Origin of the sequence: Klebsiella sp. MBT K-1, from assembly GCF_002556465.1 — a bacterium.
In the GTDB taxonomy this organism is placed as follows: Bacteria; Pseudomonadota; Gammaproteobacteria; order Enterobacterales; family Enterobacteriaceae; genus Klebsiella; species Klebsiella grimontii.
This window is the reverse complement of the sequence record NZ_PDEL01000016.1, coordinates 14,890-38,959: the sequence shown is the minus strand read 5'-3', so window position 1 is coordinate 38,959 and position 24,070 is coordinate 14,890. Positions and strand designations below refer to the sequence as shown.

At 55.0% G+C, this 24,070-nt stretch carries 20 protein-coding genes, 2 pseudogenes and 1 other annotated feature; of the genes and pseudogenes, 16 read left to right on the top strand and 6 right to left on the bottom strand.

What is annotated here, in order from left to right; genetic code table 11:
• Positions 1–49 precede the first annotated feature (49 nt).
• The 4 genes from thrL to thrC all read left to right on the top strand — a co-directional run bounded on the left by thrL (position 50) and on the right by thrC (position 4,877).
• Positions 50–118 carry a thr operon leader peptide gene (gene thrL / locus CMQ96_RS22150; RefSeq protein ID WP_004222578.1) on the top strand — a complete coding sequence of 23 codons (69 nt, stop codon included), beginning with the start codon at positions 50–52 and terminating at the stop codon, positions 116–118.
• Positions 57–174: a sequence feature (Thr leader region), on the top strand. (Overlaps the previous gene by 62 nt.)
• A 25-nt stretch (positions 175–199) precedes the next feature.
• Positions 200–2,662 (top strand): bifunctional aspartate kinase/homoserine dehydrogenase I, encoded by a 2,463-nt coding sequence (gene thrA, locus CMQ96_RS22145; RefSeq protein WP_004132830.1) that lies wholly within the window; start codon positions 200–202, stop codon positions 2,660–2,662.
• A 1-nt stretch (position 2,663) separates the two neighbouring features.
• Complete coding sequence (gene thrB / locus CMQ96_RS22140) at positions 2,664–3,593, top strand: homoserine kinase (RefSeq protein ID WP_004132828.1); 930 nt, start codon at positions 2,664–2,666, stop codon at positions 3,591–3,593.
• A 3-nt stretch (positions 3,594–3,596) separates the two neighbouring features.
• The gene (gene thrC, locus CMQ96_RS22135) at positions 3,597–4,877 is read left to right on the top strand and encodes a threonine synthase (protein WP_004132826.1); all 1,281 of its coding nucleotides are present in this window, start codon (positions 3,597–3,599) and stop codon (positions 4,875–4,877) included.
• Between the two features lie 51 nt (positions 4,878–4,928).
• Here the strand turns inward: thrC and yaaA are convergent, their stop codons facing one another.
• Together yaaA and CMQ96_RS22125 are read right to left on the bottom strand one after the other, a co-directional pair.
• Positions 4,929–5,702 carry a peroxide stress protein YaaA gene (gene yaaA, locus CMQ96_RS22130; protein WP_098067337.1) on the bottom strand — a complete coding sequence of 258 codons (774 nt, stop codon included), beginning with the start codon at positions 5,700–5,702 and terminating at the stop codon, positions 4,929–4,931.
• Positions 5,703–5,779: 77 nt separating this feature from the next.
• On the bottom strand, positions 5,780–7,210 hold the full coding sequence (locus tag CMQ96_RS22125; RefSeq protein ID WP_024360386.1) for a sodium:alanine symporter family protein: 1,431 nt from the start codon (positions 7,208–7,210) through the stop codon (positions 5,780–5,782).
• 203 nt (positions 7,211–7,413) lie between these two features.
• Between CMQ96_RS22125 and tal the strand changes: the two genes are divergently transcribed.
• From tal to CMQ96_RS22110, 3 genes are all read left to right on the top strand, one after another.
• The gene (gene tal, locus CMQ96_RS22120; protein ID WP_004098458.1) at positions 7,414–8,367 is read left to right on the top strand and encodes a transaldolase; all 954 of its coding nucleotides are present in this window, start codon (positions 7,414–7,416) and stop codon (positions 8,365–8,367) included.
• A gap of 99 nt (positions 8,368–8,466) precedes the next feature.
• The gene (mog, locus tag CMQ96_RS22115) at positions 8,467–9,054 is read left to right on the top strand and encodes a molybdopterin adenylyltransferase (RefSeq protein WP_004098459.1); all 588 of its coding nucleotides are present in this window, start codon (positions 8,467–8,469) and stop codon (positions 9,052–9,054) included.
• A gap of 120 nt (positions 9,055–9,174) precedes the next feature.
• Complete coding sequence (locus CMQ96_RS22110; protein WP_024360385.1) at positions 9,175–10,485, top strand: MFS transporter; 1,311 nt, start codon at positions 9,175–9,177, stop codon at positions 10,483–10,485.
• A 46-nt stretch (positions 10,486–10,531) separates the two neighbouring features.
• On the opposite strand, the gene satP is transcribed toward CMQ96_RS22110, so the two are convergent.
• From satP to CMQ96_RS22095, 3 genes are all read right to left on the bottom strand, one after another.
• A complete protein-coding gene (satP, locus tag CMQ96_RS22105; RefSeq protein WP_004132816.1) occupies positions 10,532–11,098 on the bottom strand; it encodes an acetate uptake transporter in 567 nt (188 codons plus the stop codon).
• 88 nt (positions 11,099–11,186) lie between these two features.
• Positions 11,187–11,936, bottom strand: coding sequence for an acidic protein MsyB (gene msyB, locus CMQ96_RS22100; RefSeq protein ID WP_024360384.1), 750 nt, complete (start codon positions 11,934–11,936; stop codon positions 11,187–11,189).
• 27 nt (positions 11,937–11,963) lie between these two features.
• Positions 11,964–12,368 (bottom strand): DUF2541 family protein, encoded by a 405-nt coding sequence (locus CMQ96_RS22095; protein WP_098067336.1) that lies wholly within the window; start codon positions 12,366–12,368, stop codon positions 11,964–11,966.
• Positions 12,369–12,753: 385 nt separating this feature from the next.
• Here CMQ96_RS22095 and dnaK point away from each other — a divergent pair, with 385 nt between their 5' ends.
• The 6 genes and pseudogenes from dnaK (at position 12,754) to nhaR (ending at position 19,034) form a co-directional block, all read left to right on the top strand.
• A complete protein-coding gene (gene dnaK, locus CMQ96_RS22090) occupies positions 12,754–14,670 on the top strand; it encodes a molecular chaperone DnaK (RefSeq protein ID WP_004128758.1) in 1,917 nt (638 codons plus the stop codon).
• Positions 14,671–14,757: 87 nt separating this feature from the next.
• The gene (dnaJ, locus tag CMQ96_RS22085) at positions 14,758–15,894 is read left to right on the top strand and encodes a molecular chaperone DnaJ (RefSeq protein WP_024360381.1); all 1,137 of its coding nucleotides are present in this window, start codon (positions 14,758–14,760) and stop codon (positions 15,892–15,894) included.
• Between the two features lie 326 nt (positions 15,895–16,220).
• Positions 16,221–16,400, top strand: a pseudogene (locus CMQ96_RS22080) (LysR family transcriptional regulator); the annotation flags it as partial.
• A gap of 112 nt (positions 16,401–16,512) precedes the next feature.
• A pseudogene (locus tag CMQ96_RS28945) lies at positions 16,513–16,807 on the top strand (aryl-sulfate sulfotransferase); the annotation flags it as partial.
• A gap of 98 nt (positions 16,808–16,905) precedes the next feature.
• A complete protein-coding gene (nhaA, locus tag CMQ96_RS22075) occupies positions 16,906–18,081 on the top strand; it encodes a Na+/H+ antiporter NhaA (protein ID WP_098067335.1) in 1,176 nt (391 codons plus the stop codon).
• A 53-nt stretch (positions 18,082–18,134) separates the two neighbouring features.
• Positions 18,135–19,034, top strand: a complete 900-nt coding sequence (nhaR, locus tag CMQ96_RS22070) for a transcriptional activator NhaR (protein ID WP_004872310.1) — start codon at positions 18,135–18,137, stop codon at positions 19,032–19,034.
• A 110-nt stretch (positions 19,035–19,144) separates the two neighbouring features.
• Here the strand turns inward: nhaR and rpsT are convergent, their stop codons facing one another.
• Entirely contained in the window at positions 19,145–19,408 is a 264-nt protein-coding gene (gene rpsT / locus CMQ96_RS22065; protein ID WP_003018940.1) for a 30S ribosomal protein S20, read from the bottom strand.
• A gap of 330 nt (positions 19,409–19,738) precedes the next feature.
• Here rpsT and ribF point away from each other — a divergent pair, with 330 nt between their 5' ends.
• From ribF to lspA, 3 genes are read left to right on the top strand one after another with little or no spacing between them, the layout of a single operon-like run.
• Positions 19,739–20,677, top strand: a complete 939-nt coding sequence (gene ribF / locus CMQ96_RS22055) for a bifunctional riboflavin kinase/FAD synthetase (RefSeq protein ID WP_004872305.1) — start codon at positions 19,739–19,741, stop codon at positions 20,675–20,677.
• 44 nt (positions 20,678–20,721) lie between these two features.
• Positions 20,722–23,538, top strand: coding sequence for an isoleucine--tRNA ligase (gene ileS / locus CMQ96_RS22050; RefSeq protein ID WP_004872303.1), 2,817 nt, complete (start codon positions 20,722–20,724; stop codon positions 23,536–23,538).
• Positions 23,538–24,038 (top strand): signal peptidase II, encoded by a 501-nt coding sequence (lspA, locus tag CMQ96_RS22045; protein ID WP_024360376.1) that lies wholly within the window; start codon positions 23,538–23,540, stop codon positions 24,036–24,038. Before ileS ends, lspA begins: the two co-directional genes overlap by 1 nt.
• Positions 24,039–24,070: the final 32 nt, after the last annotated feature.

The window sequence follows — 24,070 nt, the reverse complement described above, 5'->3', positions numbered from 1 at the left end:
TATAGGCACAGGACACAGACAGATAAAAATTACAGAGTACACAACATCCATGAATCGCATCGGCATGATCACCACGATTATCACCACCACTATTACCACAGGTAACGGTGCGGGCTGACGCGTACAGGAAACACAGAAAAAAGCCCGCACCTGAACAGTGCGGGCTTTTTTTTCGATAAAAAATCAAGGGGTCATAACCATGCGTGTGTTGAAGTTCGGCGGTACATCAGTGGCAAATGCAGAACGTTTTCTGCGCGTTGCCGATATTCTGGAGAGTAATGCCAGGCAGGGGCAGGTAGCGACCGTACTGTCTGCCCCGGCGAAGATCACTAATCACCTGGTTGCCATGATCGAAAAAACCATTGGCGGGCAGGATGCGCTGACCAATATCGCCGATGCCGAACGCATTTTCGCCGAACTTCTGCAAGGTCTCGCCGATGCACAACCGGGTTTTCCGCTCGCGCAGCTGAAAGCTTTTGTTGAGCAGGAATTCGCACAAATCAAACACGTCCTGCACGGCATTAGCCTGCTTGGGCAGTGCCCGGATAGCGTTAACGCGTCCCTTATTTGCCGGGGAGAAAAGCTCTCTATCGCCATTATGGCCGGCTTGCTGGAAGCGCGCGGTCATAACGTCACGGTGATTAACCCGGTTGAAAAATTGCTGGCCGTTGGCCATTACCTCGAATCCACCGTTGATATCGCTGAGTCGACTCGCCGCATTGCCGCCAGCCAGATCCCGGCGGACCATATGGTGCTGATGGCGGGCTTCACCGCGGGTAACGAAAAAGGTGAGCTGGTGGTGCTGGGCCGTAATGGCTCTGATTACTCCGCCGCGGTGCTGGCCGCCTGCCTGCGCGCCGACTGCTGCGAGATCTGGACCGACGTTGACGGCGTTTATACCTGTGACCCGCGTCAGGTCCCGGATGCGCGTTTGCTGAAGTCGATGTCCTATCAGGAAGCGATGGAGCTGTCCTACTTCGGCGCTAAAGTTTTGCACCCGCGTACTATCGCCCCTATCGCCCAGTTCCAGATCCCCTGTTTAATCAAAAATACCGGCAATCCGCAGGCTCCGGGTACGCTTATCGGCGCCAGCCGCGATGAAGACGACCTGCCGGTGAAAGGGATCTCCAACCTCAATAACATGGCGATGTTCAACGTCTCCGGTCCGGGGATGAAGGGCATGGTTGGCATGGCGGCGCGGGTGTTTGCCACCATGTCCCGCGCGGGAATTTCAGTGGTGCTTATCACCCAGTCCTCTTCCGAATACAGCATCAGTTTCTGCGTACCGCAGAGCGACTGCGCCCGGGCGAAGCGGGTGATGGAAGATGAATTTTATCTGGAGCTGAAAGAGGGGCTGCTTGAGCCGCTGTCGATAATGGAGCGTCTGGCGATTATTTCCGTTGTCGGTGACGGTATGCGCACGCTGCGCGGCATCTCTGCGAAGTTCTTCGCTGCGCTGGCCCGCGCCAATATCAACATTGTCGCCATTGCCCAGGGTTCTTCCGAGCGCTCTATCTCCGTTGTCGTCAGCAACGATGACGCCACCACCGGCGTGCGCGTGACCCACCAGATGCTGTTCAATACCGATCAGGTTATTGAAGTGTTTGTCATTGGTATCGGCGGCGTCGGCGGCGCGTTGATCGAACAGATCAAACGCCAGCAGAGCTGGCTGAAGAGTAAGCATATCGATCTGCGCGTTTGCGGCGTGGCCAACTCTCGCGCTTTACTGACTAACGTACACGGCCTGAACCTTGAACACTGGCGCGACGAGCTGGCGGAAGCCAAAGAGGCGTTCAATCTGGGCCGACTCATTCGTCTGGTGAAAGAGTACCATCTGTTGAATCCGGTGATTGTCGACTGTACCTCCAGCCAGGCCGTGGCCGATCAGTACGCCGATTTCCTGCGCGAAGGGTTCCACGTGGTCACGCCGAACAAAAAGGCCAATACCTCATCGCTGGATTACTATCATCAGCTGCGCCACGCCGCGAGCAGCTCACGGCGTAAGTTTTTATACGACACCAACGTCGGCGCGGGGCTGCCGGTTATCGAAAACCTGCAAAATCTGCTGAACGCGGGCGATGAGCTGCTGCGCTTTTCCGGTATTCTGTCCGGCTCGCTGTCGTTTATCTTCGGTAAGCTCGACGAGGGCGTGAGCTTCTCTGAGGCGACCAGGCTGGCGCGTGAGATGGGCTATACCGAACCGGATCCGCGCGACGATCTTTCTGGCGTTGATGTCGCGCGTAAGCTGCTGATCCTCGCGCGTGAAACCGGACGTGAGCTCGAACTGTCTGACATTATCGTGGAACCGGCGCTGCCGGCGGGGTTTGATGCCAGTGGCGATGTCGACAGCTTTATGGCGCGGTTGCCTTCTCTGGATGATGAGTTTGCCTCGCGGGTCGCCAAAGCGCGCGATGAAGGTAAAGTCTTGCGCTATGTCGGTAATATCGAAGAGGATGGCACCTGTCGCGTCAAAATCGCCGCGGTTGACGGCAACGATCCGCTGTTCAAAGTGAAAAACGGCGAGAATGCGCTGGCGTTCTACAGCCACTATTACCAGCCGCTGCCGCTGGTGCTGCGCGGTTATGGCGCGGGGAACGATGTGACGGCGGCTGGCGTTTTCGCCGACCTGCTGCGTACCCTGTCATGGAAGTTAGGAGTTTAAGATGGTCAAAGTATATGCCCCGGCTTCCAGTGCCAATATGAGCGTCGGGTTTGACGTGCTGGGCGCTGCGGTGACGCCGGTTGACGGCACGCTGCTGGGGGACAACGTCTCCGTTGAGGCGGCGGCGAGCTTTAGCCTGCAAAACGTGGGTCGCTTCGCCAGCAAGCTGCCGACGGCGCCGCAGGAAAACATCGTCTATCAATGCTGGGAGCGCTTTTGCCAGGAGATTGGCAAGAAGGTACCGGTGGCGATGACGCTGGAAAAAAACATGCCGATCGGTTCCGGGCTGGGCTCCAGCGCCTGTTCCGTGGTCGCCGCGCTGGTGGCGATGAATGAGTTCTGCGGCAAGCCGCTCAATGAGAGCCGAATGCTGGCGCTGATGGGCGAGATGGAAGGGCGGATTTCCGGCAGTATCCATTACGATAACGTCGCGCCGTGCTATCTTGGCGGGATACAGCTGATGCTTGAGGAAAACGGCATCATCAGCCAGCAGATTCCGTCCTTCGACGAGTGGCTGTGGGTGCTGGCCTATCCGGGGATTAAGGTCTCAACGGCGGAAGCGCGGGCAATTTTGCCGGCGCAGTATCGCCGTCAGGACTGTATTGCCCACGGTCGTCACCTGGCGGGCTTTATTCACGCCTGCTATTCCCGTCAGCCTCAGCTGGCGGCGAAATTGATGAAAGACGTGATTGCCGAACCGTATCGTACCAAACTACTGCCGGGCTTCAGCGAAGCGCGTCAGGCAGCAATGGAAATTGGCGCGCAGGCGTGCGGCATTTCCGGTTCCGGTCCAACCTTGTTCGCATTATGCGATAAACCGGAAACCGCGCAGCGCGTCGCCGACTGGCTGGCTACGCACTATCTGCAAAATCAGGAAGGCTTCGTTCATATTTGCCGGCTGGACACGGCGGGCGCTCGAGTAGTGGGATAACCAATGAAACTCTATAACTTAAAAGATCATAACGAACAGGTCAGCTTTGCGCAGGCCGTCACTCAGGGGCTTGGCAAGCATCAGGGGCTGTTCTTTCCGCACGATCTGCCGGAATTCAGCCTGACTGAAATCGACGAAATGCTGCAGCAGGACTTGGTGTCGCGTAGCGCGAAAATCCTGTCGGCATTTATCGGCGACGAGATCCCGCAGGACGTGCTGCAAGCGCGCATCGGCAACGCGTTCACCTTCCCGGCGCCGGTCAGCAAAGTGCAGGACGATGTCGGCTGCCTCGAGCTGTTCCACGGCCCGACTCTGGCGTTTAAGGACTTCGGCGGCCGCTTTATGGCGCAGATGCTGACCCATATCGCCGGCGACAAACCGGTCACTATCCTCACGGCAACCTCCGGCGACACCGGCGCGGCGGTCGCGCATGCGTTCTATGGCCTGCCAAACGTCAAAGTCGTCATTCTCTACCCGCGCGGCAAGATCAGCCCGCTGCAGGAAAAGCTGTTCTGCACCCTTGGCGGCAATATTGAAACCGTGGCTATCGACGGTGATTTTGATGCCTGCCAGGCGCTGGTTAAGCAGGCCTTTGATGATGAAGAGCTGAAGGCCGCTCTGGGTCTGAACTCGGCTAACTCAATCAATATCAGCCGCCTGCTGGCGCAGATTTGCTACTACTTTGAAGCCGTTGCTCAACTGCCTCAGGAAGCCCGTAATCAGCTGGTTATCTCTGTACCCAGCGGTAACTTTGGCGATCTGACCGCCGGCCTGCTGGCCAAATCCCTGGGTCTGCCAATCAAACGCTTTATCGCGGCAACTAACGCCAATGACACCGTGCCGCGCTTCCTGCAGGACGGCAACTGGTCGCCGAAAGCGACTCAGGCCACGCTGTCCAACGCCATGGACGTCAGCCAGCCGAATAACTGGCCGCGCGTGGAAGAGCTGTTCCGCCGTAAAATCTGGCGTCTGAATGAGCTGGGCTACGCGGCGGTGGATGATGAAACCACCAAAGAGACCATGCGCGAGCTGAAGGCCATCGGCTATACCTCAGAACCGCATGCGGCGATTGCCTATCGCGCGCTGCGCGACCAGCTGCAGCCGGGCGAGTACGGCCTGTTCCTCGGCACGGCGCATCCGGCGAAATTTAAAGAGAGCGTGGAAGAGATTCTGCAAGAGACGCTGCCGCTGCCAAAAGAGCTGGCCGAACGCGCAGACCTGCCGCTGCTGTCGCATAATCTGCCGGCCGATTTTGCCGCGCTGCGTAAGCTGATGATGGGTTAAACCCGAGCTCGCGCTCCCCTGCTGCGTTATCCGCGGCAGGGGAGTTTTCTTTTACTGCTCGTGGCGTTTAAAGATCAACTCCCCTTTGCCCGACGCGTCGGCGTCAAAGAAATAACCTTCGCTGTCAAAGCGGGTCAGCTGCTCCGGCTTCGTTAAACGATTTTCAATGATGTAACGGCTCATTAAGCCGCGCGCTTTCTTAGCGTAGAAGCTGATCACTTTAAACTTGCCGTTTTTCTCATCGAGGAACACCGGCTTAATCAATTGCCCCTCAAGCCGTTTGGGTTTAACCGACCTGAAGTACTCATCAGAAGCCAGATTCACCACAATATCGTCGCCCTGGGCTTTCAACGCCTGATTCAGCTTATCGGTAATCACGTCTCCCCAATAGTGATACAGATCTTTGCCTTTCGCGTTCTCAAGCTTAATTCCCATTTCCAGGCGGTAAGGTTGCATCAGATCCAGCGGGCGCAGAACGCCATACAGGCCGGAAAGCATTCGCAGATGCTGCTGGGCAAAATCGAAATCAGCCTCGCTAAAGGTTTCTGCCTGCAGGCCGGTATAGACATCCCCCTTAAACGCCAGAATCGCCTGACGGGCGTTGTCCGGGGTGAAGTCTGGCTGCCAGTCGTGGAAACGAGTCGCGTTCAGGTCAGCCAGCTTGTCGCTGATACCCATCAGTTTGCCAATCTGCGGCGCCGACAGCTGGCGGGCAATACCGATAAGCTCCTGAGAGTGTTCCAGCAGTTCAGGTTGGGTATAACGCGTCGTTGCCAGCGGGCTTTGATAATCGAGCGTTTTTGCAGGTGAAATCAGAATGAGCATATCCAGTCCTTGCGGGAAATTTTTGACGACTTTAGCAAAAAAACGTCATGAGAGGATCGATAGCTGCGATTGCCGCGCTATTCGCGCGGCAGGTTGTCCCAGGTACCCGGCACCAGCTGCTGATGAATCTCAGGGTAGCGGGTGACGTCAAATTCCGGCCGCTGGCCCAGCCGCCGCTGCCGCAGGTAATCACTGGCAATGATGCGTACCGTCGGCGAGAGCAGCAGGATAGCCGTCAGGTTGGTTATCGCCATCAGCGCCATGATGGTATCCGCCATCTGCCACACCACCGGTAGGCCGATCATCGCCCCGGTAGCAACCATGCACAGCGTAAGCAGACGCAGCAGCCAGATATTACGGTCACTATCCATGCGGAGAAAAATGAGATTATTTTCGGCATAGATATAGTTTGCGACGATCGAGCTGAAGGCGAACAGCAGCACCACGATAGCGACAAAGCTGGAACCCCAGTCGCCGATGAGGTTGTTCATCGAGTGCTGAATAGCCTGAATGCCGTTCACCGCTTCTCCATTGCCGTCTCGCGGCGCCAGCATGATGATGACGGCGCTGGCGGTACAGATCACGATGGTGTCAATGAAAACGCCAATCATCTGTACGATCCCCTGCGCCGCAGGGTGAGGGGGCCAGGAGGCAGCGGCGGCAGCGGAATTAGGCGTTGAGCCCATCCCCGCTTCATTGGAAAACATCCCGCGCTGAAAGCCGCTGGTTAGCGCCTGGCTGATGGTATAGCCGACTGCGCCCGCGGCGGCCTCTTGCCAGCCGAAAGCGCAGCGGAAGATGGTTTCAAAAATCGTCGGCAGGGCGGTGATATGCCACAGGCCGATGACCAGGCTGGTCGCCACCCATAGCAGGGCCATCACTGGCACAAGCCACTGCATCATTCGCGCTACGCCGCGAATGCCGCGAACGATGACCAGCAGGGTCAGAACCGCCAGGACGCCGCCGGTAATCGCCTCAGGTAAATGAAATGCATACGCCATGGCATGGGCAACGGAGTTGGCCTGTACGGTATTAAAGATGATCCCGTAGGCCAGCAGCAGAAAAATGGAAAACAGCACGCCCATCCAGCGCATACCGAGTCCCCGGGCCATATACCAGGCGGGGCCGCCGCGAAACTGCCCGCGGGAGTCGCGCTCTTTATAAAGCTGGGCGAGAGAACATTCGGCGAAGCTGCTGGCCATACCGAGTAGCGCCGAGAGCCACATCCAGAAAACGGCGCCGGGGCCGCCTGCGGCAATGGCCAGCGCAACGCCTGCCATATTGCCGCTGCCCACGCGCGCCGCCAGGCTCATACACAGCGCCTGAAAAGACGTTAAGCCGCCGGGCTGCGGCTGAAGGCTCCTTTTCAGACTTTTGCTGAACTGACGGATATAACGGAACTGAATGAATTTTGTTCGCCAGGTAAACCAGACGCCGGCGCCCAGTAACAGGTAAATCATTACCGAGCCCCAGAGTATTTCATTGATAAACGACAGAAAATCAGGCATCAAGCATCCTCTTGCCCATATCGGTGCGCGAGTGTAAGCGCTACCAATCCAGTGACAATCCTTTAGTGTTCAGGTAATTAATTGACCCAGTTTATCACACTCTGCGCTCATGCATTGTAGGCGGTTGCGCTGCCCCGGCAGCGTGTTATCATCTTGGCAGACCGGTTACATCCCCTTAACTGCTGTTTAAGAGAAACACTATCATGACGGATAAATTGACCTCTCTGCGTCAGTACACCACTGTCGTAGCTGATACCGGAGATATCGCGGCAATGAAGCTGTATCAGCCTCAGGACGCCACGACTAACCCTTCTTTGATTCTCGGCGCGGCTCAGATCCCTGAGTACCGTAAGCTGATTGATGACGCTGTTGCATGGGCTCGCGGCCAGAGCAGCGACCGCGCGCAGCAGATTATCGATGCTTCCGATAAGCTGGCGGTGAATATTGGTCTCGAAATCCTTAAGCTGATCCCTGGCCGTATTTCCACCGAAGTCGATGCTCGCCTGTCTTATGACACCGAGGCATCTATCGCCAAAGCTAAGCGTCTCATCAAGCTGTATAACGATGCCGGCATCGGTAACGATCGCATTCTGATCAAACTGGCTTCGACCTGGCAGGGCATCCGCGCCGCCGAGCAGCTGGAAAAAGAAGGCATCAACTGTAACCTGACGCTGCTGTTCTCCTTCGCTCAGGCACGCGCTTGTGCGGAAGCGGGGGTATTCCTGATTTCTCCATTCGTTGGCCGTATCCTCGACTGGTACAAAGCCAATACCGATAAGAAAGAATACGCGCCGGCAGAAGATCCGGGCGTGGTTTCGGTAAGCGAAATCTATGAATACTACAAACAGCACGGCTACGAGACGGTGGTTATGGGCGCAAGCTTCCGTAACCTCGGCGAGATCCTGGAGCTGGCTGGCTGTGATCGCCTGACTATCGCCCCGGCGCTGCTGAAAGAGCTGGCGGAAAGCGAAGGCGCTATCGAGCGTAAACTGGCCTTTAGCGGCGAAGTTAAAGCGCGTCCGGCTCGTATCACCGAATCCGAGTTCCTGTGGCAGCACAATCAGGATCCGATGGCGGTAGACAAACTGGCGGAAGGTATCCGCAAGTTTGCGATCGACCAGGAAAAACTGGAAAAAATGATCGGCGATCTGCTGTAATCCCGCATGTGGCCGACGCCCGTCGGCCACATTAAACTGTCTGCCTTGCTCCCCTCGGTGTATTATTCTGTTTATTGATACTGTTTGAACGGAATAATCATGAACACCTTACGAATCGGCTTAGTTTCCATTTCCGATCGCGCCTCCAGCGGCGTCTATCAGGATAAAGGCATCCCCGCGCTTGAAGCGTGGCTGGCCCGCGCGCTCTCCACGCCTTTCGAATTGCAGACCCGCTTGATCCCGGATGAACAGGTTATTATTGAGCAAACGCTGTGCGAGCTGGTGGATGAAATGGGCTGCCATTTGGTGTTGACTACCGGCGGCACGGGCCCGGCCCGTCGTGACGTCACTCCGGATGCGACGCTGGCGATTGCCGATCGGGTGATGCCCGGCTTTGGTGAGCAAATGCGTCAGGTGAGCCTGCACTTTGTACCGACGGCCATTCTTTCTCGTCAGGTTGGCGTTATCCGCAAGCAGGCGCTGATCCTTAACCTGCCCGGCCAGCCAAAGGCGATTGAGGAAACGCTGGAAGGCGTGAAAGATGCGGAAGGTAACGTGCTGGTGCACGGCGTTTTCGCAAGTGTACCGTATTGTGTACAGCTACTTGAGGGGCCTTATGTGGAAACAAACGGCGAGGTAGTAGCAGCTTTCCGTCCTAAAAGCGCCAGGCGTGAAACATTATCCTGAATTTATCGTATTCCTGATATAACCTGCATCACCAGTGGTGTGTTGTTTTATTTACGATATAGTGTTTTTTACTTTACACAGTACGTAGAATAACTTCATACCTCTGGATGATTGCCCGTTATGTCACACTGCACCCGACCTCTGAATCGACAGGATTATAAAACGCTGACGCTAGCCGCCCTCGGCGGCGCGCTGGAGTTTTACGATTTCATCATCTTTGTCTTCTTCGCCGCCGTCGTCGGCGAGCTATTTTTCCCAGCGGATATCCCGGAATGGCTGCGCCAGGTGCAGACCTTCGGCATATTTGCGGCGGGCTATTTAGCGCGTCCTCTTGGCGGCATCATTATGGCCCACTTTGGCGATCTGGTCGGGCGTAAGAAAATGTTTACTCTGAGCATTTTACTGATGGCGCTGCCTACGCTGGCGATTGGCCTGCTGCCCACCTACGCGTCGGTGGGCATCGTGGCGCCGCTTTTGCTGCTATTTATGCGTATTCTTCAGGGGGCGGCGATTGGCGGCGAAGTCCCCGGCGCCTGGGTTTTTGTGGCGGAGCATGTACCGGAAAAAAGAATCGGTATCGCCTGCGGGACGCTGACCGCCGGCCTGACGGTTGGGATCCTGCTGGGATCGGTCGTGGCGACGCTGATTAATACCAACCTGACGCCGCAGGGGATCCATGAGGGTGGCTGGCGTATTCCATTCCTGCTGGGCGGCGCGTTTGGGCTCGTCGCCATGTATCTGCGCCGTTGGCTCCAGGAGACGCCTGTTTTCCTCGAAATGCAGCAGCGCAAGGCGTTAGCGCAGGAGCTGCCGGTTAAGGCCGTCGCGCTGAAGCATCAGAAAGCGGTGGCGGTCTCAATGCTGCTGACCTGGCTTTTATCCGCCGGCGTGGTGGTAGTGATCCTGATGTCGCCGGTCTGGCTGCAAAAACACTACGGCTTTGCCCCCGCCATCACCCTGCAGGCGAACAGTATCGCCACCATCATGCTGTGTATCGGCTGCCTGCTGGCAGGCCTTGCCGCCGACCGTTTTGGCGCCAGCCGCACGTTTATTGTCGGCAGCGTATTCCTCGCGGCGGCAAGCTGGGCTTTCTACCATCTTTCCGGCGCTAGCCCGCAGCGTCTGTTTCTGCTCTACGGTACGGTGGGCCTGTGCGTCGGCGTGGTAGGGGCGGTTCCTTATGTGATGGTGCGCGCGTTCCCGGCTGAAGTGCGTTTTACCGGGATTTCATTCTCTTATAACGTCTCTTATGCCATCTTTGGCGGCCTGACGCCGATTGCGGTGACCATGCTGATGGGCGTTTCGCCGATGGCGCCCGCGTGGTACGTACTGGCACTGTCGTTTATGGGATTGGGGCTGGGGATTTGGCTACGCCAGGGACTGGATGAGCAGGTCGCTGCGCCGAAAGCTGAACTGCAGCGCCTGCCGTAAATCGATAGGGCTTACTTCGCCGCTCGCGGACGGGCGGCGAAGTTAATTAATGCTTTTCGCCAATTGGCAGAACGGTACGGCCAAACTGTTCGTTCAGCACTTCACCCATCGCCAGATAGATGGCGCTGCCGCCGCAGACCAGACCGACCCAGCCTGCAATCTTCACAATGCCTTCGTTATCAGCCAGGTGACCAATCGCCAGCAGCGCGAACAGCACGGTCAGACTGAGAAATACAAACTGCAGCATACGCGCGGCTTTCAGGGTGCCAAAGAACATAAACAGGGTAAAAATGCCCCACAGTCCAAGGTACATACCGAGGAAATGCGCATTAGGCGCTTCTGCAAGCCCCATTTTCGGCATCAAAAGAATGGCAACCAGCGTCAGCCAAAAAGCGCCGTAAGACGTGAATGCGGTTAAACCAAAAGTGTTGCCTTTTTTAAATTCCAGCAGACCGGCAAAAATCTGCGCAATGCCGCCGTAAAAAATGCCCATCGCCAGGATAGCTACATCAAACGCGAACAGGCCGCTATTTGCCAGGTTAAGCAGAATAGTGGTCATGCCGAAGCCCATAAGGCCCAGCGGTGCCGGATTAGCCAACTTAGTGTTGCCCATAATTCCTCAAAATAATGATTAGAAAGGGAAGCATTCCCCGCCACTCAGCGGCGGGGCGCGGCATAATAATTAGGCGCTGCGTTACTGTCTATGATCTGGCGGGGTATTTTTCACCAATTTCATTTTTCACCTGATGAAGTCTGGTCATTTGCCTCAAACAGGCAATATGCAACACGGCCGGAATGGTCACGCGATAAGCGCTGCCGCTCACGGCTTTGACGCCATTAAACGCGGCGCCGAGAGGGCCGCCAAGTCCGGCTCCACGCACCAAACCGTGGCCGATTACGCTAACGGCGGCGTGCGTGCGGAGGATCTTCGTCAGCCGGGCCTCGAGAAGATGCGAGACGCCCTGCGCCAGCTTATTCGTCTGTAGCAGAAAGGGGAGTATCTCTTTATGCTCGTTGACCCGACACTCAACGGCAATGAAAAAGTCAGCCTTCTGCCGATCGTCCATCTTCTTCCAGCTATGTTCCAGAAAATGCTCCAGAAGATACTGCTCGATTTCCGGCGTAGACATCTGTTTTTCTACTTTGATTTTTAGCCTCTTGCAGACGTCCAGCAAAATTTCCCGGTAGAACTTTCCGTGACGACGCAGCGTGTTGGCGATGCTGTCGCCGCCAAAGTGCTGGAGCTCGCCGGCAATAAGCTGCCAGTTGCGACGATAGCGCTCAGGATGCCCGGCCATCGCCTGAAAATTTTCATTACGCAATAGCGCGCTTGAAAGCCGCGGCTTACCATTCTCATTGTGGGTCAGAATTCTGGTGAATGTTTCCAGATGCTCTTCGCTGCAGCGATGAAGAAAAGAGAGGTCTTCATCATCCAGATAATTAATTTTCATAAATCTCAGATAATGTGAACAGTGATATTAATCGTCGCCAATGATTTTTAGCGAAGCCATGTCAGAAGAGTTAATAGTGTGGCCGGAAAAAGCGATTTTTTTAACGCAGCGCTTGTTATCGTTGTCGCTATTAATGTTAATCCAGTCGCTGGTTGCCCCTTCTTTGATGGTTGACGGCACGCTGAGGTTCTGACTGGCGCTATTGCTGGCTTTAAAGTACACCGTCGCGCCGGAAAGCTGGATATCGCCGCGATCGGCGGTGAGCTTGATTCGCTTAATCACCCGGCAAACCGGCAGCTTCAGGGTGAGATCGTTAGTCTCATTTCGCGGCATGGCGACAACGCCTAAAATTTTATGATCGTTAGCGGAAACGGATGTGATTAACGCGGCGCTTAACAATAATCCTGCTGATATATGAATGAGTGATTTCATGAGGATTTCCTTATTATTTGATGTGTTATCAGTGATAAATATTTTATCACCAGAACTTTATTGTCTTTAGCGCGTAATCATTGCGGATTATGTCAATTACAATATGAATGAATTTTAATTTAATTATTTTTATTCATTATATATTGTGCATTTTTAAACCCGCTTTTCGGCCTTCTTCTGATGCCCGGTCCCCCTCTGCGGCAGGATCAGGACAAAAATTTTTTGTATCCCCCCCTTGATGAAGCGGCGGGTGACCCCATCTTGTAGTCAACCGCAGTGAATGAACCTGAAAAAAAATGATGTCTGGGCAGTTGAAACCGCACGTTTCGCCCTTATTACAGGTTCACAACCACATGTTGACTGAATTTTTAGTGGAGACGTTTAGATGGGTAAAATTATTGGTATCGACCTGGGTACTACCAACTCTTGTGTAGCGATTATGGATGGCACTACTGCACGCGTGCTGGAGAACGCCGAAGGCGATCGCACCACGCCTTCTATCATTGCCTATACCCAGGATGGTGAAACTCTGGTTGGTCAGCCGGCTAAACGTCAGGCAGTGACAAACCCGCAAAACACCCTGTTTGCGATTAAACGCCTGATTGGCCGCCGCTTCCAGGACGAAGAAGTCCAGCGTGACGTTTCTATCATGCCGTATAAAATCGTTGCCGCAGACAATGGCGACGCATGGCTTGATGTGAAAGGCACCAAAACCGCACCGCCGCAGATCTCTGCTGAAGTGCTGAAGAAAATGAAGAAAACGGCTGAAGATTACCTGGGTGAACCAGTAACTGAAGCGGTTATCACCGTACCTGCTTATTTTAACGATGCTCAGCGTCAGGCAACTAAAGACGCCGGCCGTATCGCAGGTCTGGAAGTCAAACGTATCATCAACGAACCGACCGCCGCCGCGCTGGCTTACGGTCTGGATAAAGAAGTCGGCAACCGCACCATCGCGGTATACGACCTCGGTGGTGGTACCTTCGATATCTCCATTATCGAAATCGACGAAGTTGACGGCGAAAAAACCTTTGAAGTTCTGGCGACCAACGGTGATACCCACCTGGGCGGTGAAGACTTCGATACTCGTCTGATCAACTACCTCGTTGACGAGTTTAAGAAAGATCAGGGCATTGACCTGCGTAACGACCCGCTGGCTATGCAGCGCCTGAAAGAAGCCGCTGAGAAAGCGAAGATTGAACTCTCTTCCGCTCAGCAGACCGACGTCAATCTGCCGTACATCACCGCAGATGCCACCGGTCCGAAACACATGAACATCAAAGTGACCCGTGCGAAACTGGAAAGCCTGGTTGAAGATCTGGTTAACCGTTCTATCGAGCCGCTGAAAGTTGCTCTGCAGGATGCTGGCCTGTCCGTATCCGATATCCAGGACGTTATCCTGGTCGGTGGTCAGACCCGTATGCCGATGGTGCAGAAAAAAGTCGCTGAGTTCTTCGGTAAAGAACCGCGTAAAGACGTTAACCCGGACGAAGCCGTCGCCATTGGCGCAGCCGTACAGGGCGGTGTCCTGACCGGTGAAGTGAAAGACGTACTGCTGCTGGACGTTACCCCGCTGTCTCTGGGTATCGAAACCATGGGCGGCGTGATGACTGCGTTGATCAATAAGAACACCACGATCCCGACCAAGCACAGCCAGGTGTTCTCTACCGCTGAAGACAACCAGTCCGCGGTAACCATCCATGTTATTCAGGGTGAGCGTAAACGCGCCTCTGATAACAAATCACTGGGTCAGTTCAACCTGGATGGTATCAACCCGGCGCCGCGCGGTATGCCGCAGATCGAAGTGACCTTCGATATCGATGCTGACGGTATCCTGCACGTTTCCGCGAAAGACAAAAACAGCGGTAAAGAGCAGAAGATCACCATTAAAGCGTCTTCTGGTCTGAACGAAGAAGAGATTCAGAAAATGGTTCGCGATGCTGAAGCGAACGCGGAAGCTGACCGTAAGTTTGAAGAGCTGGTACAGACCCGCAACCAGGGTGACCACCTGCTGCACAGCACGCGTAAGCAGGTTGAGGAAGCAGGCGACAAGCTGCCGGCTGACGATAAAACCGCTATCGAGTCTGCGTTGACCGCGCTGGAAACTTCCCTGAAAGGTGAAGATAAAGCTGATATTGAAGCGAAAATGCAGGCGCTGGCTCAGGCTTCTCAGAAGCTGATGGAAATCGCGCAGCAGCAGCACGCTCAGCAGCAGGCTGGCGGCGCTGACGCTTCCGAGAGCAACGCGAAGGACGACGATGTTGTTGACGCTGAGTTCGAAGAAGTGAAAGACAAAAAATAATCGCCCTTTGAACGGGTAAAACACTGGCACGGGCGAAGAGGTTTCCTCTCCGCCCGTGCACGCATGTTAAGGGGCTGAAAAACACCAATGGCAAAGCAAGACTATTACGAGATTTTAGGCGTTTCCAGATCGGCGGAAGAGCGTGAAATCAAAAAGGCGTATAAGCGCCTGGCCATGAAGTATCACCCGGACCGTAACCAGGGCGATAAAGAGGCTGAAGCTAAATTCAAAGAAATCAAAGAAGCGTATGAAGTCCTGACCGATGCCCAGAAGCGCGCAGCCTACGATCAGTACGGCCACGCCGCCTTTGAGCAAGGCGGTATGGGCGGGGGCGGCGGCGGTTTTGGCGGCGGCGCGGATTTCAGCGATATCTTTGGCGATGTTTTCGGCGATATCTTTGGCGGCGGTCGTGGTCGCCAGCGCGCATCGCGCGGCGCAGACCTGCGCTACAACATGGATCTGACCTTAGAAGAGGCGGTTCGCGGAGTCACTAAAGAGATCCGCATTCCGACGCTAGAAGAGTGCGACGTTTGTCACGGCAGCGGCGCCAAAGCAGGAAGCCAGCCGCAGACTTGTCCTACCTGCCACGGTGCGGGTCAGGTGCAGATGCGCCAGGGCTTCTTCGCCGTTCAGCAGACCTGTCCGCATTGTCAGGGACGCGGTACGCTGATCAAAGATCCGTGCAATAAATGCCATGGTCATGGTCGCGTAGAGAAAACCAAAACGCTGTCGGTTAAAATTCCGGCGGGCGTCGATACCGGTGACCGTATTCGTCTGGCTGGCGAAGGTGAAGCCGGCGAGCACGGCGCGCCAGCAGGCGATCTGTATGTTCAGGTTCAGGTTAAGCAGCACGCCATTTTCGAGCGTGAAGGCAACAACCTGTACTGTGAAGTACCGATTAACTTCACCATGGCCGCTCTCGGCGGCGAGATTGAGGTCCCGACGCTGGACGGTCGCGTGAACCTTAAGGTGCCTGGCGAGACGCAGACAGGGAAGCTGTTCCGGATGCGTGGCAAAGGCGTGAAGTCCGTGCGCGGCGGCGCGCAGGGCGATCTGCTGTGCCGCGTGGTGGTCGAAACGCCGGTTGGTCTTAACGATAAACAAAAGCAGCTGCTGAAAGATCTTCAGGAAAGCTTTGGCGGGCCGACGGGCGAGAAGAACAGTCCACGCTCCAAAAGTTTCTTCGACGGTGTGAAGAAATTTTTCGATGATTTGACGCGTTAATCATCACTTTATATAAAAAACCCGAAATTTATTTCGGGTTTTTTATATCTTACGTATTGGCAATAAAAAGTTTTTCCTCGGTAATAAATATTCAATTTTTTGGTGGTAATGTTATTCTTTGTTTTTTATGGTGATTTTATTTTTCCTGGGTCATCTTTGATTTTATTTTATCTACCGTAAACACCTTACAAAAATGCATGCAAGACGAGCGATATAGTGCTCAAAATACCTTTTTATATATGATGTGCATTGCTTAAATAATTATTTGTATTGTATTTATTTCAGGGGGGGAATTCAGGAAATTTTAAAAAGAGGTTGATTATAATCTGGTGAAAGTGCTGGATGCCGTTATATCGGCAGGGAATGTGACAAAAGCATCAAAACGATTATCCGAAACGTCGGCGGCTGTTTCCATCGCGCTAACCAGGCTACAGCTTTTTTATAATGAGCAACTTTTCGTCAGGGGTAAATACGGGCTGATCCCGACGGTGGAAGCACTGGCATTGCCGAAAACTATTATCTTTCAGCGTATTACGCTGGAAATGTACCGGTATAACCCGCATGCAAAACTGTTCATGTCGCTGGATACGCTGCGGGCCGTGAGATGGAAACGGCCGGCAGCACCAGGTTGTGGAGCTCGCGAACGACAGTTCGGGAATCGTTGAGTTGATGGTCCTTGATAACGGTAATTTCCGCTCCCGGGATGATAACAAAATCCTGCTGCCAGCGGATAACGACAGCTGGATTGTGCATCTTATCGTTAATCTCCATATCTGATCTTGCAGGAGATTGAACCTGAAACGAAAACCGTGCTTTTGAAGCGACGATGATCTCAGGTTATTACAAAAATGAGATAACTAATGGCGCAGGTTATCGCTATGACATCACCAGTTGTGGGTTTTATAGTTCGTAAAAACCGATCCATTTATCATGTATAATCTAATTTTAACGATGATTCAAGCGGAGTAGGATAGTAATTACGAAGTATTCCCCAGAAAGAGATTATAAAAAGTGAAACATCTGCATCGTTTTTTTAGTAGTGATGCCTCCGGGGGCATCATTCTTATCATCGCCGCGGCGCTGGCTATGCTGATGGCTAATGTCGGCCTGACCAGCGGTTGGTATCATGCTTTCCTTGAGACGCCGGTTCAGCTAAAGGTTGGCGCGCTTGAGATCAACAAGAACATGCTGTTGTGGATTAACGACGCGCTGATGGCGGTATTTTTCTTGCTTATCGGCCTTGAAGTGAAGCGTGAAATGAATCAAGGGGCGCTGGCCAGCCGTCGACAGGCTGTGTTTCCGGTCGTCGCGGCGCTGGGCGGAATGGTGGTTCCGGCGCTGGTCTACCTCGCGTTTAACGGCCAGGATCCGATTGCCAGAGAGGGTTGGGCGATTCCGGCGGCGACCGATATTGCCTTCGCACTTGGCGTACTGGCGTTGTTGGGTAATCGGGTTCCCGCTGCGCTGAAGATTTTTCTGATGGCGCTGGCTATCATCGACGATCTGGGCGCCATCATTATTATTGCGCTGTTCTATACGCACGATCTTTCCGTGGTGTCATTGGTTGTCGCTGCCGGAGCCATTATTGTGCTGGCGGCGTTAAATCTGTGTGGCGTAAGGCGGACCGGTATCTATATCCTGGTCGGCGCCATACTGTGGACCGCGGTGCTGAAATCGGGGGTTCATGCCACGCTGGCTGGCGTCATCGTCGGCTTTATGATCCCGCTAAAAGAGCAGAACGGTAAATCACCGGCGAAGCATCTTGAGCACGTTCTGCATCCATGGGTAGCGTTCCTGATCCTGCCGCTGTTCGCCTTCGCTAACGCGGGTGTGTCTTTGCAAGGCGTGACGCTGGAAGGGCTGACCTCGCTGCTGCCGTTGGGTATTATTGCCGGGCTGTTTATCGGTAAGCCATTGGGCATTAGCGTGTTCTGCTGGCTGGCGCTGAAGCTGAAATGGGCCTCGTTGCCTGAAGGGACTACCTGTAAGCAGATTATGGCGGTCGGCATTTTGTGTGGTATTGGCTTCACGATGTCGATTTTTATTGCCACTTTGGCCTTCGGCAGCGTAGACCCCGGATTGATCAACTGGGCTAAGCTTGGCATCCTGATTGGATCGATACTATCGGCCGTCACGGGATACATCATATTGCGTAAGCGCGTAACGGATTCGGGCTACGCGGCTTAACATCTCACGGAGAGCCGGCTACGGCTCTCCAGGACATTATCAGGGAGAGAAGCATGTCGCATATCAACTACAATCACCTGTACTACTTCTGGCACGTCTACAAAGAAGGCTCCGTTGTCGGCGCCGCGGAAGCGCTGTTCCTGACGCCGCAGACCATTACCGGGCAAATTAAAGCCCTGGAAGAGCGCCTGCAGGGGAAGCTGTTCAAGCGCAAAGGAAGAGGGCTGGAGCCCAGCGAACTCGGTGAGCTTGTGTTCCGCTACGCGGATCGTATGTTTACGCTAAGCCAGGAAATGCTCGACATCGTTAACTATCGTAAAGAGTCGAATCTGCTGTTTGATGTTGGCGTCGCGGACGCGCTGTCGAAACGGTTGGTCAGCGGTGTACTGGATGCCGCCGTCGTCGATAACGAACAGATCCATTTACGCTGTTTCGAGTCGACCCACGAAATGCTGCTTGAGCAGCTAAGCCAGCATAAGCTCGATATGATCATCTCCGACTGCCCCATCGACTCCACTCAGCAGGAAGGGCTATTTTCGGTAAAAATCGGCGAGTGCAGCGTGAGCTTCTGGTGCATGAATCCGCCGCCGGAAAAACCCTTCCCGGGCTGCCTGGAAGAACGTCGTCTGCTGATCCCCGGCCGTCGTTCCATGTTAGGGCGCAAGCTGCTCAACTGGTTTAACTCGCAGGGGCTGCAGGTGGAAATTCTGGGCGAGTTTGACGATGCGGCGTTGATGAAGGCCTTCGGCGCGGCGCACAATGCGATTTTCGTTGCGCCGACGCTATATGCGCATGATTTCTATAGCGATGAATCGATAGTTGAGATCGGGCGCATGGACAACGTCATGGAAGAGTATCACGCCATCTTTGCGGAACGAATGATCCAGCATCCGGCGGTGCAGCGGATTTGTAACCGTGACTATTCGGCGCTTTTTACGCCACCTCAGGCGTAGGGCTGCACGAGGACAATGCCGAGGCCGGGTCCAGGCTCCAGCGTCATAAATGGCAGACATAAAAAAACCCGCTTTCGCGGGTTTTTTTCAAAGCGACAACGCGCTGGCGATTAAGCCAGTTTGTTGATCTGAGCGGTCAGGTTTGCTTTATGACGCGCAGCTTTGTTTTTGTGGATCAGACCTTTAGCAGCCTGACGGTCCACGATTGGTTGCATTTCGTTAAATGCTTTCAGTGCAGTAGCTTTGTCGCCAGCTTCGATAGCTGCGTATACTTTCTTGATGAAAGTACGCATCATAGAGCGACGGCTAGCGTTGTGCTTGCGGGCCTTTTCAGACTGAACGGCGCGCTTCTTAGCTGATTTGATATTAGCCAAGGTCCAACTCCCAAATGTGTTCTATATGGACAATTCAAAGGCCGAGGAGAATGCCCGTTTAGCCTTCTTTTGTCAATGGATTTGTGCAAATAAGCGTCGTTCAAACTAACAACGCTTCATTACGTAGTGATGGCGCAAGATTCTACCAGCTTGTTGCTGGCGAATACAGCCTTTCGACCATAAAAATCGACGATGCCGGAGAGATTTTCCCGCAATCTCGCGCTGAGTGAATGAATTACCGGGATCTTTCAGTGAAGAGGTGCAATCGCTGGTTAACGTCGCCAGTTGTACAAGGTATACTCGGACGATTTTCACTGTTTTGAGCCAGACATGAAGCTGATACGCGGCATACATAATCTCAGTCAGGCCCCGCACGGGTGCGTGCTGACCATTGGAAATTTTGACGGCGTGCATCGCGGGCACCAGGCATTATTGCAGCGTTTGCGCGCAGAAGGTCGCCAGCGTGGCTTACCGGTGGTGGTGATGATTTTTGAACCACAGCCGCTTGAGCTTTTTGCCGCCGATAAAGCGCCAGCGCGATTAACGCGCCTGCGTGAGAAGCTGAACTATCTGGCCGAAAGCGGCGTCGATTACGTCCTGTGCGTGCGCTTCGATCGGCGCTTTGCCGCATTGACCGCCCAGGACTTTATCAGCGAACTGCTGGTCCGCCGGCTGGGAGTCCAGTTCCTCGCCGTTGGCGATGATTTCCGCTTTGGCGCGGGTCGCCAGGGGGATTTCTTGTTATTACAAAAAGCCGGCGTGGAGTATGGCTTTGACGTCACCAGCACCCAAACCTTCTGTGAAGGCGGCGTGCGCATCAGCAGCACGGCGGTGCGCCAGGCGCTGGCTGACGACGATCTGCCCCTCGCGGAGACGCTGCTGGGGCATCCGTTTACCATCTCCGGGCGCGTAGTGCACGGCGATGAGCTCGGGCGCACAATAGGCTTCCCGACGGCGAATTTACCGCTGCGCCGTCAGGTTTCCCCGGTAAAAGGGGTCTATGCGGTAGAAGTGACAGGGCTTGGCGACAAACCGTTTATGGGCGTCGCCAACATTGGTACTCGTCCAACGGTATCCGGCGTGCGTCAGCAGCTGGAAGTTCATCTCCTGGATGTTGTAATGGACCTCTACGGTCGCCATATAGATGTAATACTGCGTAAAAAAATACGTAACGAGCAGCGATTTGCGTCGCTTGATGAACTAAAAACGCAAATCGCACGTGATGAGTTAACGGCCCGCGACTTCTTTGGGCTAACCGGGCAGGCATAACCCTGACGGTGTTTATCAAACCGAAATACGGAACCGAGAATCTGATGAGTGACTATAAATCGACCCTGAATTTGCCGGAAACAGGGTTCCCGATGCGCGGCGATCTCGCCAAGCGTGAACCGGGAATGCTGGCGCGTTGGACCGATGATGACCTGTACGGCATCATTCGTGCAGCCAAAAAAGGCAAAAAAACCTTCATTCTGCATGATGGCCCTCCTTATGCGAATGGCAGCATTCATATTGGTCACTCGGTTAACAAGATTCTGAAAGACATTATCGTTAAGTCCAAAGGGCTGGCGGGCTATGACTCCCCGTACGTACCGGGCTGGGACTGTCACGGTCTGCCGATCGAGCTGAAAGTGGAGCAGGAGTACGGCAAGCCGGGCGAGAAATTCACCGCCGCCGAGTTCCGCGCCAAGTGCCGCGAATACGCCGCCACCCAGGTTGACGGACAGCGTAAAGACTTTATCCGTCTGGGCGTGCTCGGCGACTGGTCGCACCCGTACCTGACCATGGACTTCAAAACCGAAGCCAACATCATCCGCGCGCTGGGTAAAATCATCGGCAACGGCCACCTGCACAAAGGCGCTAAGCCGGTGCACTGGTGCGTAGACTGCCGCTCAGCGCTGGCGGAAGCGGAAGTCGAGTATTACGACAAAACCTCCCCGTCCATCGACGTGGCGTTCCACGCGACCGATAAAGCGGCGGTACTGGCGAAATTCGGCGTGGCCGACGTTAACGGCCCGGTTTCTCTGGTTATCTGGACCACCACCCCGTGGACCCTGCCGGCGAACCGCGCCATCTCCCTCTCCCCGGCGTTTGACTATGCGCTGGTGCAGGTTGACGATCAGGCGCTGATCCTGGCGAAAGACCTGGTCGAAAGCGTGATGAAGCGCGCCGGCATTGCTGATTACACCATCCTGGCGGTGGTGAACGGCGCCGAGCTGGAGCTGATGCGCTTTAAGCATCCGTTCCTCGATTTCGACGTCCCGGCGATCCTGGGCGATCACGTCACGCTGGACGCGGGTACCGGTGCGGTACATACCGCGCCAGGCCACGGTCCGGATGACTATGTCATCGGTCAAAAATATGGTCTGGAAGTCGCTAACCCGGTTGGTCCGGACGGCGCCTACCTGCCGGGAACTTACCCGACGCTGGACGGCGTAAACGTCTTCAAAGCTAACGATGTTGTCGTTGCGCTGCTGTCAGAAAAAGGCGCGCTGCTGCACGTTGAAAAAATGCAGCACAGCTACCCGTGCTGCTGGCGCCACAAAACGCCGATCATCTTCCGCGCCACGCCGCAGTGGTTCGTGAGCATGGATCAAAAAGGCCTGCGCGCGCAGTCGCTTTCCGAAATCAAAGGCGTGCAGTGGATCCCGGACTGGGGCCAGGCGCGTATCGAATCGATGGTCGCCAACCGTCCTGACTGGTGTATCTCTCGTCAGCGCACCTGGGGCGTACCGATGTCGCTGTTCGTGCATAAAGAGACGCAAGAGCTGCACCCGCGTACGCTGGAGCTGATGGAAGAAGTCGCCAAACGCGTAGAAGTTGACGGCATCCAGGCGTGGTGGGATCTCGATTCCCGCGATATCCTCGGCGCCGATGCGGATAGCTACGAGAAGGTGCCGGATACGCTGGACGTGTGGTTTGACTCCGGGTCGACCCACTCCTCCGTTGTTGACGTGCGTCCGGAATTTACCGGTCACGCCGCCGACATGTATCTGGAAGGTTCCGACCAGCACCGCGGCTGGTTTATGTCCTCGCTGATGATCTCTACCGCGATGAAGGGCAAAGCGCCTTACCGCCAGGTACTGACCCACGGCTTTACCGTTGATGGTCAGGGCCGCAAGATGTCCAAATCCATCGGCAACACCGTTTCGCCGCAGGACGTGATGAACAAGCTGGGTGCGGATATTTTGCGCCTGTGGGTGGCTTCCACCGACTATACCGGCGAAATGGCCGTCTCCGACGAGATCCTCAAACGCGCCGCCGACAGCTATCGTCGTATCCGTAACACCGCGCGCTTCCTGCTGGCGAACCTCAACGGCTTCGACCCGGCAAAAGACATGGTGAAACCGGAAGAGATGGTCGTACTGGACCGCTGGGCTGTAGGCTGCGCGCAAGCGGCTCAGGACGATATCGTCAAAGCCTACGAATCTTACGATTTCCACGAAGTGGTGCAGCGCCTGATGCGCTTCTGCTCCATCGAAATGGGCTCGTTCTGGCTCGATATCATTAAAGACCGCCAGTACACCACCAAGGCCGACAGCATCGCGCGTCGTAGCTGCCAGACTGCGCTGTACCATATTGCCGAAGCGCTGGTGCGCTGGATGGCGCCGATCATGTCCTTCACCGCTGACGAAATCTGGGGTTACCTGCCGGGCGACCGCGAGAAATACGTCTTTACCGGCGAATGGTATACCGGCCTGTTTGGCCTGGACGCTGACGAAGCGATGAACGACGGTTTCTGGGACGCGCTGCTGAAGGTGCGCGGCGAAGTCAACAAGGTTATCGAACAGGCGCGTACGGATAAGCAGGTTGGCGGCTCGCTGGAGGCGGCGGTGACCCTGTACGCCGATGCCGATCTGGCGGCGAAGCTCAACGCGCTGGGCGACGAATTACGATTTGTCCTGTTGACCTCTGGGGCGAAAGTTGCCGATTATGCGCAGGCTCCGGCCGACGCCTGGCAGAGTGAGCTGCTGAAAGGCCTGAAAGTCGTGCTGAGCAAAGCCGAAGGTGACAAGTGCCCGCGCTGCTGGCATTACACCACGGATATCGGCAAGGTGGCGGAACACGCGGATATCTGCGGACGCTGTGTCAGCAACATCGCCGGTGACGGCGAAAAACGTAAGTTTGCCTGATGAGTAAACCGATTTGTTCAACGGGGCTACGCTGGCTGTGGGTCGTCGTAGCCGTGCTGATTATCGATTTAGGCAGTAAATTCCTGATCCTCCAGAACTTCGCTCTGGGGGATACGGTATCGCTGTTCCCATCGCTTAATCTGCACTATGCGCGCAACTATGGCGCGGCTTTTAGCTTCCTCGCCGACAGCGGCGGCTGGCAGCGCTGGTTCTTCGCCGGTATCGCTATCGGTATCTGCGTGATCCTCGCGGTGCTGATGTATCGTTCTAAGGCGACGCAAAAGCTGAATAACATTGCCTATGCGCTGATTATTGGCGGCGCGCTGGGGAATTTATTCGACAGGCTGTGGCATGGTTTTGTCGTCGATATGATCGATTTCTACGTCGGGGACTGGCACTTCGCCACCTTCAACCTTGCCGATACCGCTATCTGTATCGGCGCGGCGCTGATCGTGCTGGAAGGCTTCTTACCGAACGCGGCTGCGAAGAAACAGGCGTAACAAAACTCGCCCGGCGGCGCCATCGCCGCCGG